Annotated in this window: 13 protein-coding genes; 6 read left to right on the forward strand and 7 right to left on the reverse strand. The window is 62.2% G+C overall.

Annotated features, from left to right (window positions below):
* Positions 1-88 precede the first annotated feature (88 nt).
* On the forward strand, positions 89-763 hold the full coding sequence (locus ACA062_RS06305) for a DNA-3-methyladenine glycosylase I (protein ID WP_497455650.1): 675 nt from the start codon (positions 89-91) through the stop codon (positions 761-763).
* A gap of 105 nt (positions 764-868) precedes the next feature.
* Here the strand turns inward: ACA062_RS06305 and ACA062_RS06310 are convergent, their stop codons facing one another.
* From ACA062_RS06310 to arsC, 3 genes are read right to left on the reverse strand one after another with little or no spacing between them, the layout of a single operon-like run.
* Positions 869-1,294 (reverse strand): DUF2069 domain-containing protein, encoded by a 426-nt coding sequence (locus ACA062_RS06310; protein WP_497455651.1) that lies wholly within the window; start codon positions 1,292-1,294, stop codon positions 869-871.
* 1 nt (position 1,295) lies between these two features.
* Positions 1,296-1,892, reverse strand: a complete 597-nt coding sequence (gene wrbA / locus ACA062_RS06315; RefSeq protein WP_401363869.1) for an NAD(P)H:quinone oxidoreductase — start codon at positions 1,890-1,892, stop codon at positions 1,296-1,298.
* Entirely contained in the window at positions 1,889-2,242 is a 354-nt protein-coding gene (arsC, locus tag ACA062_RS06320) for an arsenate reductase (glutaredoxin) (RefSeq protein ID WP_150746729.1), read from the reverse strand. The genes wrbA and arsC overlap by 4 nt, the downstream gene beginning before the upstream one ends.
* 114 nt (positions 2,243-2,356) lie before the next feature.
* On the opposite strand from arsC, the gene ACA062_RS06325 reads away from it, so the two are divergent.
* Complete coding sequence (locus ACA062_RS06325) at positions 2,357-2,824, forward strand: TlpA disulfide reductase family protein (RefSeq protein WP_497455652.1); 468 nt, start codon at positions 2,357-2,359, stop codon at positions 2,822-2,824.
* A 183-nt stretch (positions 2,825-3,007) separates the two neighbouring features.
* Here the strand turns inward: ACA062_RS06325 and ACA062_RS06330 are convergent, their stop codons facing one another.
* From ACA062_RS06330 to ACA062_RS06345, 4 genes are all read right to left on the reverse strand, one after another.
* Positions 3,008-3,412 carry an META domain-containing protein gene (locus ACA062_RS06330; protein WP_497455653.1) on the reverse strand — a complete coding sequence of 135 codons (405 nt, stop codon included), beginning with the start codon at positions 3,410-3,412 and terminating at the stop codon, positions 3,008-3,010.
* A complete protein-coding gene (locus ACA062_RS06335) occupies positions 3,412-3,846 on the reverse strand; it encodes a hypothetical protein (RefSeq protein WP_497455654.1) in 435 nt (144 codons plus the stop codon). Before ACA062_RS06335 ends, ACA062_RS06330 begins: the two co-directional genes overlap by 1 nt.
* Before the next feature lie 77 nt (positions 3,847-3,923).
* Positions 3,924-4,916: a 2-hydroxyacid dehydrogenase gene (locus ACA062_RS06340; protein WP_497455655.1), complete on the reverse strand. Its 993-nt coding sequence runs from the start codon at positions 4,914-4,916 to the stop codon at positions 3,924-3,926.
* Positions 4,917-5,174: 258 nt separating this feature from the next.
* Positions 5,175-7,928, reverse strand: a complete 2,754-nt coding sequence (locus tag ACA062_RS06345) for a response regulator (protein WP_497455656.1) — start codon at positions 7,926-7,928, stop codon at positions 5,175-5,177.
* Positions 7,929-8,142: 214 nt separating this feature from the next.
* Between ACA062_RS06345 and ACA062_RS06350 the strand changes: the two genes are divergently transcribed.
* The 4 genes from ACA062_RS06350 (at position 8,143) to rlmD (ending at position 12,698) form a co-directional block, all read left to right on the forward strand.
* Complete coding sequence (locus ACA062_RS06350; RefSeq protein WP_497455657.1) at positions 8,143-8,865, forward strand: response regulator transcription factor; 723 nt, start codon at positions 8,143-8,145, stop codon at positions 8,863-8,865.
* Positions 8,852-10,276, forward strand: a complete 1,425-nt coding sequence (locus tag ACA062_RS06355; protein WP_497455658.1) for a histidine kinase sensor domain-containing protein — start codon at positions 8,852-8,854, stop codon at positions 10,274-10,276. The genes ACA062_RS06350 and ACA062_RS06355 overlap by 14 nt, the downstream gene beginning before the upstream one ends.
* A 167-nt stretch (positions 10,277-10,443) precedes the next feature.
* Positions 10,444-11,346: a cysteine synthase CysM gene (cysM, locus tag ACA062_RS06360; RefSeq protein ID WP_497457368.1), complete on the forward strand. Its 903-nt coding sequence runs from the start codon at positions 10,444-10,446 to the stop codon at positions 11,344-11,346.
* Positions 11,346-12,698, forward strand: coding sequence for a 23S rRNA (uracil(1939)-C(5))-methyltransferase RlmD (gene rlmD, locus ACA062_RS06365; protein WP_497455659.1), 1,353 nt, complete (start codon positions 11,346-11,348; stop codon positions 12,696-12,698). Before cysM ends, rlmD begins: the two co-directional genes overlap by 1 nt.
* Positions 12,699-12,771 lie beyond the last annotated feature (73 nt).

A 12,771-nucleotide genomic window follows, 5' to 3' on the forward strand; every position in this document is an offset into this window, starting at 1 on the left:
CAGACACAACATTGTTGACTGACCCACAGCGATCGCCAGCAGGCTGGCTCCCACATGGGTCTATTTCACTTATTCATCAGGAGAGGGCATGCGCGATTACAAGTGGCTGCACGAATACTGTCTGAACCGCTTCGGTTCAGCGGCTGAACTGGAAGCCCATCTGCCCGTTCCCAAGACCCCGGCGCAATTGCGCAAGATCAGTGATGACCGCTACCTGTCGACCATGGCGCTGCGCGTGTTCCGTGCCGGGCTCAAGCACAGCCTGGTGGACGCCAAGTGGCCGTCGTTCGAAGAGGTGTTCTTCAAATTCGACCCGGAAAAAGTCGTGCTGATGAGTGCCGAACACCTGGAGCGCCTGATGCAGGATGCGCGGATCATTCGGCACCTGGGCAAGCTCAAGAGCGTGCCGCGCAATGCGCAGTTCATTCTTGATGTGGCGCATGAGCAGGGCAGCTTCGGCGCCTTGATCGCCGATTGGCCGGTGACCGATATCGTCGGTCTGTGGACTTACCTGAAAAAGCGCGGGCATCAGTTGGGCGGGTTGTCGGCGCCGCGGTTCTTGCGCATGGTCGGCAAGGATACCTTTGTGCCGAGCTATGACGTGGTGGCGGCATTGAATGCGCAGAAGATCGTCGACAAGGTGCCGACCAGCCAGCGGGACCTGGCCACGGTGCAGCAGGTTTTCAACCAGTGGCATGAAGAGAGTGGCGGGCGGCCGATGAGCCAGATTTCGATGATGCTGGCGTACACCGTCAATCATTGAGACCGAGTCGATCCCTTCGCGAGCAAGCCCGCTCCCACATTTGACCGCGTTTTCATGTTGCATACGGTCGAATGTGGGAGCGGGCTTGCTCGCGAAGGCGTCCTGTCAGGCGACTGAGATCTCACCTTCACCCGCCAACTTGCGATTCAACTGAAACCGCCACCGCACATACAGCAGCGCGGAGCAGAACACCGCCAGGCTCGCGCCCATCTCCAGCAAGCCGAACAACTGCCGATTCGGGTCATACGCCGCCAATGCGCCCTTGATGAAATACAGGTTCACCACAAAACACATCCACGAATGCCCGCGCGCGCTACCAATAATCATCCCCGGCGCCAGCAACAGCAGCGGCACCAGTTCGATCAGCAGAATCACCCACGGCCGTGCGCCATGCAGGTCGGCGACCACCAGGTAATAGACGCAGAGCAACCCCACCAGGCCGAAAAAGCACAGCAGGCTGATGACGCGCATCGCCCGGACCCGGGGTTCGAGCCATTCGATGGAGGGCAGAATCTTTGGCTTCTTGGCCACCTTAGCTCTCCAGTTTCAGTGCAGTTTTCGCCAGGCGCAGGCCCAGCGCGCGGCAGAGCGCCACTTCATGGGAGTCCAGGCCGCTTTTGCCATCGGCACCGGCGTGGTGGCTGGCACCATACGGTGTACCGCCGCCCTGGGTTTCCAGCAACGCCGACTCGCTGTACGGCAGGCCGGTGATCAGCATGCCGTGGTGCAGCAGCGGCAGCATCATCGACAGCAGCGTGGTTTCCTGGCCACCGTGCAGGCTAGCGGTGGAAGTGAACACCCCGGCCGGTTTGCCTACCAGGGCACCGGTCAGCCACAGGTTGCTGGTGCCGTCGAGGAAGTATTTGAGCGGCGCCGCCATGTTGCCGAACCGGGTCGGACTGCCCATGGCCAGGCCTGCGCAGTTTTTCAGGTCGTCGAGGCTGGCGTATAGCGCGCCTTCATCGGGGATGTCCGGCGACACGGCTTCGCATTCGGTAGAAATCGCCGGCACCGTGCGCAACCGGGCTTCAAGTCCGGCCTGCTCGACGCCCCGGGCAATCTGCCGGGCCATTTCATTGGTCGAACCGCTGCGGCTGTAATACAGGACCAGGATATAGGGTGCGCTCACGGCAGCAACTCCAGCACATTCTCCGGCGGCCGGCCGATGATGGCTTTGTCGCCGACTTCGAGAATCGGTCGCTCCATGAGTTTCGGGTGTGCGGCGATGGCGGCGATCAATTGCGCCTCGCCGAGGCTGCTATCGGCCAGATTGAGGGTTTTGTACTCGTCCTCGCCGGTGCGCAGCAGTTGCCGGGCACTGATGCCGAGCTTGGTCAGCAGGCTCTGGATTTGCCCGGCGTCCAGCGGGGTTTCCAGGTAGCGGACCACGGTCGGAGCCAGGCCCCGGGCTTCGAGCAGTTCGAGCGCACCGCGGGATTTCGAGCAGCGCGGGTTGTGATAAAGCGTCAGATCGGTCATGTGCGGGTCGCATCTTGCGTAAGGTGGCGGCTATTCTAACTGGGCAGCGCGTAATCCAGAACCTTGGGAGGCAATGGGTCGCGGCAGTATTCTTTTTTTGACAAGGATCACGACATGACAAGACGACTGGCTGCGGCATTGACGATCATCGGGGCGCTGGTGCTGGGGGGCTGTGGCAATGACTATGGCATCGACCAGAACGGTCGGAAAATCGCTGCCGAGCGTCTGGACAAGCAATGGCTGGTGCTCAACTACTGGGCCGAATGGTGTGGGCCGTGCCGTACCGAAATTCCGGAGTTGAACGCGCTGGCCGAGCAGCTCCAAGACAAGCAGATCGGTGTGTTCGGGGTCAACTTCGACAATGTACAGGGCGAGGAGCTAAGAAGCGCCAGTGAGAAGTTGGGGATCAAATTCACGGTGTTGGCTCAAGACCCGGCCGAGCTGTTCGAACTGCCGCGCAGTGAAGCGTTGCCGGTGACCTATATCATCGATAACAAGGGCAAGGTGCGGGAACAGTTGATGGGCGAGCAGACGGCGGCGGGGGTGGTAGCGAAGCTGGAGGCGTTGCAGGCTAACAACTGATCGTCCGTGCTGTAGGAGCCGGCTTGCTGGCGAAGGCGGCGGAACGGCCAACATACATGTCGCCTGACACGCCGCTTTCGCCAGCAAGCCGGCTCCTGCAGGGTTGCGGCGGAACAGCCAACATTTATGTTGCCTGACACACCGCCTTCGCCAGCAAGCCGGCTCCTACAGGGGGGCGTCGGATCAACCCTCTTCCAGCCACCAGCGCAACGGCTTGCCTTCGGCCGGCCAGAAACGCATCTGGTCGATCGGCGAAACATCCCAGCGCTGCACATTTTCCAGCGCCTGGAGAAAACGCTGTTCCTGCTCCATCAACGCCGGCGCACACATTTTGCGGGTGCTGCCGACCTTGCCGAAGCTCAGCTTGTCGCCGTCCAGGGTGTACGGCGCGAACCAATGGTTGCAGCCGCCGTTGCCATAGGCCCGACCGTCGTCACCGAGGGTGATGGTCAGGTGGCTGTAATCCATCAACGGACGTTCGCCGATCCACTCCAGTATGTAGCTGCGGTTCTGTTGCAACTTTACCGGTTCGGCGGCGCAACCCAGCAGGCTGGCGCCAAGCAGGGCGCTCAGAACAAGGCGTTTCATCACGCAGGCTCCTGGCATGTCGGGCACAGGTGTTTCTCGCCGGCAGTGGTCCAGCCCAGCTCGGCAATCCGCGCGGTGGCGGCTGGCTTTTCGGCCTTGTTGCCCAGCTTGGCGTCGACCGCGAACTCGAAGCTCAGCGCTTTGGCGCAGCTGTCGCAGTTGACTTTCCAGGTGTGGATCGCCAGTTCGCCGAACACCGGACCACTGGCCACCGCGACCCATTGGCCGGGCGGGTTGATCAGGTGGCGAACCGTTTCGACGGTCAGGCGCATGGACAAGTCCTTGCTGCCTTTGAGGGTCACGACCAACACGTCGTTATTGCGAATCGAGCCGCCGTTGCCGGTGACTTGATAACGCCCCGGTACCAGGGCGCGGCATTCGGTGAGGGTGTGTTGCGGGTTCATCAGGCTATAGCGGAAATCGTGTTCGACCATGGGTCCTCCAAATATGCGCGGCATGCTAGCACGGACATCAACGCAGCACTGCGCAGGCGAATGACCTTCGATCTGGTTCAACCGGCATCAACTCGATTCTGGGTATTGCCGGCAGCCCAGGCCGCAATGTTCTGCAGGGTGGTTGCGGCAATCGCGCCCAGGGCTTCACGGGTCAGAAAGGCCTGGTGTGCGGTAATGATCACGTTGGGAAAGGTCAGCAGGCGCGCCAGTACATCGTCCTGCAGCGGCAGATCGGAGCGATCCTCGAAGAACAGTTGCGCCTCCTCTTCATAGACATCCAGCCCCAGATAACCCAGTTGGCCGTCTTTCAACGCATCGATCAGGGCGGGGGTATCCACCAGGCCGCCGCGACCGGTATTGATCAGCATCGCGCCAGCTTGCATGTGCGCCAGTGACTCGCGGTTGATCAAGTGTTTGCTCTGCTCGTTGAGCGGGCAATGCAGGCTGATAATCTGCGACTCGGCCAGCAACTGCGGCAAGCTCAAATAGCGGGCGCCGAGGGCCTCGACCTGAGGATTGGGAAAGGGGTCGTACGCCAGCAACCGGCAGCCAAAGCCGTGCATGATTCTGGCGAAGGTCGCGCCGATCTGCCCGGTGCCGACCACGCCGACCGTCTTGCCGACCAGGTCGAAACCGGTCAGGCCATGCAGGGTGAAATCGCCTTCGCGGGTGCGGTTGTACGCGCGGTGCAGGCGGCGGTTGAGCGCCAGGATCAGCGCCACCGCATGTTCGGCCACCGCATGGGGCGAGTAGGCCGGGACCCGTACGATTGTCAGTCCCAGCCGCTTGGCCACGGTCAGGTCGACATGGTTGTAACCGGCCGAACGCAGGGCGATCAGACGGGTGCCGCCGGTGGCCAGGCGTTCGAGCACCGGGGCGCTGAGGTCGTCATTGATGAAGGCGCAGACCACCTCGTGATGCTCCGCCAGCGCCGCCGTATCGAGGCTCAATCGTGCCGATTGAAAGTGCAACTCGATGCCGGCGGGCAGGGCTGCGGCGAGAAAGCTGTCGCGGTCGTAGGTCTGGCTGCTGAAAAGAATGGTGCGCATGATTTCCTCCTTGTCCCGGTCCCCTGTAGGAGCTGGCTTGCCAGCGAAAGGGCCCTAAAATTCTGCGGTGTTCTTGAGGCCGCCTCCTGTAGGAGCTGGCTTGCCAGCGAAAGGGCCCTAAAATTCAGCGTTGTTCTTGAGGCCGCCTTTTGTAGGAGCTGGCTTGCCAGCGAAGGGGCCCTCAAATTCTGCGGTGTTCTTGAGGCCGCCTTCGCTGGCAAGCCAGCTCCTACAGGGGGCGCGCGGTAACGGGTCAGTTCAAGCATTGATACGGGCATGGGCGGCCAGGCGGTTGATCGCCCGGTCGAGCTCTTCCAGCGCGCGGGGCGCTTTCGGGTCCTGTTGCTTGAGCAGGGTTTCGCTGCGCTGGCAGGCGGCGCGCAGTTGCGGCACGCCGCAATAGCGGGTCGCACCGTGCAGACGATGAACGCGCTCGATCAGGGCGTTCTGGTCATTGGTTTCCCGAGCGCAGCGAATGGCTTCGCGGTCGGCTTCCAGTGACGCCAGCAGCATTGCCAGCATGTCCGCCGCCAGATCAGCCTTGCCGGCGGCCAGGCGTAAACCTTCTTCATGATCGAGCACCTGCAACGCATGGTCGCCGCCGTGTCTGTCGCTGGAACGCTCCGGCCCATGATTGCGCAGCGCCAGGCCGGTCCACTTCAACACCACCTGCGCCAGTTGCCGTTCGCTGATCGGTTTGGTCAGGTAATCGTCCATGCCGCTTTGCAGCAGTGCGCGTTTTTCGTTGGCCATGGCGTGGGCGGTGAGGGCCACGATCGGCAGCGGCGTGCAATGGCGTTCGCTTTCCCACTGACGTATCGCTTCGGTACTCTGGCGCCCGTCCATGCCTGGCATCTGCACGTCCATCAGCACCAGGTCGAAGGTCTCGCTCTGCACCGCCTTGACCGCGGCGTAACCACTTTCCACCGCAAGCACCTTGGCGCCCATGTCTTCGAGCAGGGTCTGCACCAGCAACAGATTGGCCGGGTTGTCGTCGACACACAGCACCTTCGGCGCACGGCTGGACACCGGTTCGCCCGGCTCGCTACGCAACTGGCGCGGGTTGACCAGGTCAGACAGGGCCCGTCGCAGTTTGCGGGTGCAGGCCGGTTTGGCCTGGAGCTGGCTGTGGGGGTTGGGAACCGAGAGATGGAACAGCGTCTGTTCGGTGGTCGGGCACAGCACCAGCACCTTGCAGCCCAGGTGTTCGAGGTCCCAGATGTGCTGGTTGAGACGCTCCGGCGGCATGTCGTTGCTGGTGATGCCCAGCACCGCCAGGTCAATCGCCTGATCGGTCTGATGCGCGCCGGTCACGCCGTTGGTCAGGCTTTCCAGGGTATTGAACGGGGTGACTTCGAGGCCGCAGTCCTCCAGTTGATGCTGTAACGCCTGACGGGCCAATTCGTGGTTTTCCAGCACCGCGACCCGCCGTCCGAGCAGCGGCGGCCCCGGCAGGTCTTCGGCGTCGTCGCGGGTTTTCGGCAGGCTCAGGCTGATCCAGAACTCCGAACCTTCGCCCGGCGTGCTGTCGACCCCGATCTCGCCGCCCATCTGTTCGATCAAGCGCTTGGAGATCACCAGGCCAAGACCGGTGCCGCCCGGCTGTCGGGACAGCGAGTTGTCGGCCTGGCTGAACGCCTGGAACAGCGCGCGCACGTCCTGGTTCGACAAGCCGATGCCAGTGTCCTGGATGCTGATGCGCAACTGCACGCTGTCCTCATGCTCTTCTTCGAGCATGGCCCGGGCGACGATGGTGCCTTCGCGGGTGAATTTGATCGCGTTGCTGACCAGGTTGGTGAGGATCTGCTTGAGCCGCAGCGGATCACCCACCAGCGACAGCGGCGTGTCGCGATACACCAGGCTCACCAGCTCCAGCTGTTTGGCGTGGGCGGCCGGGGCGAGGATGGTCAGGGTGTCCTGCAACAGGTCGCGCAGATTGAACGGAATATGGTCGAGCACCAGTTTGCCGGCCTCGATCTTGGAAAAGTCGAGGATCTCGTTGATGATCCCCAGCAGGCTGTCGGCGGACTTTTCGATGGTACCCAGGTAGTCGAGCTGGCGTGGGGTCAGCTCGCTTTTTTGCAGCAGATGGGTGAAGCCGAGTATGCCGTTGAGCGGCGTGCGGATTTCATGGCTCATGTTGGCCAGGAATTCGGATTTGATCCGGCTGGCTTCCAGGGCTTCCTTGCGCGCCAGGTCGAGTTCGATGTTCTGGATTTCGATGGTTTCCAGATTCTGGCGCACGTCTTCGGTGGCTTGGTCGATGCTGTGCTGCAATTCTTCCTGGGCGTTTTGCAGGGTGCCGGCCATGCGGTTGATGCCGGACGCCAGTTCATCCAGCTCCTGACTGCCGAGGGGCGGCAGGCGGGTTTCCAGATGCCCGTCCTTGAGTTGCGTCACGGCTTGCTTGATCTGGCTCAACGGCCGGTTGATGGTGCGGCCCATGCGCAACGCCAGCAGCGCTGCACCGCCCAGGCCTGCGCCGATCAACAGCAGGCTGGCGAACAGGCTGCGGTAACCGCGCAGCAGCATGCCGTTGTGGGACAGTTCGAGTTCCACCCAGCCGAGCAGGCGGTCGGCTTCATCGGGGATCAGGTCGCCGGCCAGATTGCGGTGCTTGCCGAATACCGGCAGCAGGTAGCGAGTCGCATCGTTGCCGCTGCGATGCCGCATCTGGGAGCCGTCGCCCAAGGGGGCTGGGTTGAGCATGATCGGGCCGGCGTGGGCCAGTAGCGTGCGGTCGGGCGCGAGGAAGGTCACCGCGCGAACGTCCGGCTGCTCCAGTGACTGGGTGGCGATGCGTTCCAGCAGCTCGTTGTTCTGGTGACCCATGGCCGGGGCCACCAAGGGCGCCAGCTGTTCGGCGATCATTTCGCCACGCTGCATGAGTTGGGCTTGCAGGTCCGACTGCTGCATCCAGGTAAAGTAGCCACCCAGCACCAACGCCATCAGGCTGGTCGGCAACAGGGTCAGCAACAGCACGCGGCCTTTAATTCCCAGTCTCTTGAGCACGCCTCTCTCCTGCATCCCGCTAATCAATGGCCTGCACGTACGTCCGGCACGCACCACCTGCGCAGTGTAGCGATTTTGCTCGCCGGCCATCCGGTAAAATTGATGCAGTCATTCGTCGGCCGCAGGCCTGCTTTTGCGTCGCGGGCAAACCTTGGGTTGCCCCTGGCGAGGCAATCTTGAATAATCGCCAACTGAGAATTATTTGCAGATACTCATGACTCCCATCTCTGTTGGCCATCCGCGCATCCTTTCCATCGAAGACGACCTCGTGCTCGGTGCCTATGTTCATGAGCACCTGGGACGCTGCGGGTTTCAGGTGACCTGGTGCCAGAACGGTCAGGAAGGCCTGGCCATTGCCCGCCAGCAAGCCTTCGATGTGGTGCTGATGGACATTCTGCTGCCGGGCATGGACGGGTTGAACGTGCTGACGCAATTGCGCCAGAGCCATTCAACCCCGGTGGTGCTGATGTCCGCGCTCGGGGCCGAGGCGGATCGCATCAGCGGCTTTCGCCTGGGCGCCGATGATTATTTGCCCAAACCGTTCAGCATGGCGGAGTTGCGAGTGCGCATCGAAGCGATCCTGCGGCGGGTGGCGCTCGACCGGCGGCCGGCGCCTGCACCGGTCGTCCCCTCGGCGGACGGCCTGCGGTTCGATGATGAGCTGTTCGAGGTCTTTTACGGCGCACAGGCTGCCGGCCTGACCCGCAGCGAGTATCGGCTGCTGGAAACGCTGAACCGCAATGGCGATGAGGTGCTGAGCAAGGCCTTCCTTTATCAGCAGGTGCTGCAACGCGGTTACGCGGCCCATGACCGCAGCCTCGACATGCACATCAGCCAGATCCGCCGCAAGCTCAAGGTCATCGGCTACACCGAGCGGGAAGTGCGCACGGTCTGGGGCAAGGGCTATGTTTTGAGTGCTGTCGATGAAATGGTCTGATCTGCCGGGCAGGCATTCGCTGTTCTGGAAGCTGGCCTTTTTGCTGGTGGCATTCTGTCTGCTCATGATCTGGTTGAGCTGGTCCTGGGGCCGCTACATGGAACAGCGCAACCAGTTCCTGTCGAATGACGCCCGAGCCACCCTGACGCGCTATGCCGCCGAGGCCGAGCAGGCGTGGCAGCAGCGGCAGGACGCTGGCGTCGATGCCTGGCTGCAGGGCATGCAACAGCGCGAAACGGGCTGGGTTGGCGTCATTGGCGGTGATTTGCAGTCGTTGAGCAGCCTGCCGCTATCGGACAAGGACATCCAGCGCCTGACTTTTCTGCGGGGCCTGGACTGGCCCATCCATAAGAAAGGCCTGCCGTGGCTGCGGGTGCCGTTTCCCGGCGACCCGAGCGCCGGCAGTCTGGTGATCGAGTTGCCACAGCGATTTGTGCCCGGGCGTTATCGGGTGTTCTGGCGGGTGATCACCAACGGCGTCATCCCCGGCCTGTTCACCTTGCTGCTGTGCGTCGGGCTGTATCGGTTGCTGGTCGTGCCATTGAACAGTCTGCGTGAGCAAGCCAATGCCTGGCGCGCCGACCAGTTGGGCGTGCGTCTGTCGCGCCGTACGACCAACCGCTCCGATGAGCTGGGTGAGCTGGGCCGAGCCTTCGATCACATGTCCGAACGCCTGCAAGGCACCGTGGCCCTGCAACAGCAATTGCTGCGCGATTTGTCCCACGAACTGCGCACGCCGCTGAGCCGTCTGCGGGTAGCCAGCGAGAGCGAGCAGGGGCTGACGCAATTGCGCGAACGCATTGGCCGGGAAGTCGACGGGATGCAGCGGCTGGTGGAGGACGCTCTGCAATTGGCGTGGCTCGACACCGAGCGCGCGCCATTGCCCGACGAAGCGATCCAGATCCAGGCGCTGTGGGAAATGCTCACGGAAAACGCCTGCTATGAAAGTGGCTGGCCGGCCCATCAACTGCAATGCACGGTGGATTCGTCCTGCTGGGTGCGCGGTCATCTCAATACCCTAGCCCAGGCGCTGGAGAACATTCTGCGCAATGCCATTCGGCATTCACCTGGTGGCGGCATTGTCAGTCTCGGTGGACGGCGCGATGGCGACTGTTGGCATGTGTGGCTGGAGGATCAGGGCGGCGGGGTGGCTGACGAGGACCTGGAGCGGATCTTCTCGCCGTTCATCCGGCTTGACGACGCGCGCCCGGGCAATGGTGGGTTCGGGTTGGGGTTGAGCATTGCCAGGAATGCGGTGCAGCGCCAGGGTGGGAGTCTTTGGGCGCAGAACACTGGGGCGGGGTTGCGGCTGAATATGCGGTTAGTGGCTGATGTCGGTGGTGTCAGTGATGACGCCTTCGCGGGCAAGCCCGCTCCCACAGGGAATATGGGTAGGCCACAAATCGTGTGAGCAACTCTAATCCTGTAGGAGCGGGCTTGCCCGCGAATAGACCCTCACATCCGCCACAATCCTTCCCTTATTCCCATAAGCCATAAGCACCGTACTTTGCGTGATATGGCCTGCGAACGTTTGCCGGTATGATAGGCGCCCCCGCAGTCTGGATTGCGAATTACGCCATGACCTTGCAGTACCCAACCATCGCCGATTGCGTCGGCAACACTCCGCTGGTCCGTTTGCAGCGCCTGCCCGGCGCCACCAGCAATACCCTTTTGCTCAAGCTCGAAGGGAACAACCCGGCGGGTTCGGTCAAGGACCGTCCGGCGCTGTCGATGATCACCCGCGCCGAATTGCGCGGGCAGATCCACGTCGGCGATACGCTGATCGAGGCGACCTCGGGCAACACCGGGATCGCCCTGGCGATGGCCGCCGCGATCAAGGGTTACAAGATGATCCTGATCATGCCGGACAACTCCAGCGCCGAGCGCAAGGCCGCCATGACCGCCTATGGCGCCGAGCTGATTCTGGTCACCCAGGAAGAAGGCATGGAAGGTGCGCGCGACCTCGCACAGCGCATGGAAGCCGAAGGCTGCGGCAAGGTGCTGGATCAGTTCGCCAACGGGGACAACCCCGAGGCGCACTACACCACCACCGGCCCGGAAATCTGGCGTCAGACCGAAGGCAGCATCACGCATTTCGTCAGTTCGATGGGCACCACCGGCACCATCATGGGTGTTTCGCGCTACTTGAAAGAGCAGAACGACAACGTGCAGATCATCGGTCTGCAACCGATGGAAGGTTCGGCGATTCCGGGTATCCGTCGCTGGCCGCAGGAATACCTGCCGAAGATCTACCAGGCCGATCGCGTGGACCGGATCGTCGACATGGCACAAAGCGAAGCCGAAGACGTAACCCGTCGTCTGGCCCGCGAAGAAGGCATCTTCTGTGGCGTGTCCTCGGGCGGTGCCGTGGCGGCGATGCTGCGCCTGTCCAAAGAAGTTGAAAACGCGGTGATCGTCGCGATCATCTGCGACCGTGGCGACCGTTACCTGTCGACCGGCATTTTCGACGCGCCCAACTGATGGCCAAGCACGAGAGAGGCCTGCGCTTCCAACCCACCGGCGGCAGCAAGGCCGCGCAAATCCCGACCGGCAAAAAGCAGCGCCTGACCATCGAGCGCCTGGCCAATGACGGTCGCGGTATCGCGTTTTTCGAAGGTCGCACCTGGTTCGTCATCGGCGCATTGGCCGGAGAAGAAATCGAGGCGCGCGTTCTCGGCGCCCACGGCAAAGTGGTCGAAGCGCGCACCGAACGCGTGTTCCAGGCCAGCGAATTGCGTCGTCCGGCACCCTGCCCGCATGCCGGTCGCTGTGGCGGTTGCAGCGTGCAACATCTGTCGCATGACGAACAACTTGCCCTGAAACAACGCATGCTCGCCGAACAGTTATCGAAGGTCGCCGGTGTCGAACCCCAAGAGTGGGCAGCGCCGTTGAGCGGTCCGGAATTCGGATACCGCCGTCGCGCCAGGGTGGCGGTGCGTTGGGACATGAAGGCGAAAAAACTCGAGGTCGGTTTTCGCGCGGCGGGCAGTCAGGACATCGTTGCGATCAACGAATGCCCGGTGCTGGTACAGCCCTTGCAGCCAATCATGACCCGCTTGCCGGAAATGCTCCGGCGCTTGAGCAAGCCTCAGGCGTTGGGGCACGTGGAATTGTTCAGCGGCTCGTCACTGGCCGTGTTGCTGCGACACATGGCGCCGTTATCCGACGCCGACATGACGATCCTCAAGGATTTCTGCGCCTTCCATGAAGCCCAACTGTGGCTGCACGGCGACGGGGAACCGCAACCGGTCGAGGCTGACCAGTCGTTGGGTTATCGGCTTGAGCAGTGGGATTTGAACCTGGCGTACCGACCGGGGGATTTCATCCAGGTCAACGCCGGGGTCAACGAAGCGATGATCGCTCAAGCGTTGGAGTGGCTGAAGCCGACGGCGGATGAACGAGTTCTCGATCTATTCTGTGGTTTGGGTAACTTTGCGTTGCCGCTGGCCAAGGTCGTTCGCGAAGTGGTGGCGGTGGAAGGTGTGCAGGCGATGGTCGAGCGAGCAGCCGCGAACGCTGCTAGCAACAATCTTCATAATGTGAAGTTTTTTCAGGCCGATTTATCCCAGCCTTTGACCGATGCCGAATGGGCGCGCGAAGGCTTTTGTGCGGTACTCTTGGACCCACCGCGTGACGGTGCTTTCGAGGCAGTGCGCAAGCTTGCGTCCCTGGGCGCCAAACGGTTGGTATATGTGTCGTGCAATCCGGCAACGCTGGCGCGCGATACGGTCGAATTGATCAAGCAGGGCTACCGGTTAAAACGTGCCGGGATTCTCGATATGTTTCCTCAAACGGCACATGTCGAGGCCATGGCGTTATTTGAAGCGAGCTAGGAAGGCTCGTCTGGTCCGACTGGCCCGCCCGTGCAGCCGCGCACCAGCCCGACGTGGGCTCATGGGCAACGAA

This window comes from Pseudomonas sp. LBUM1679, from assembly GCF_059695565.1.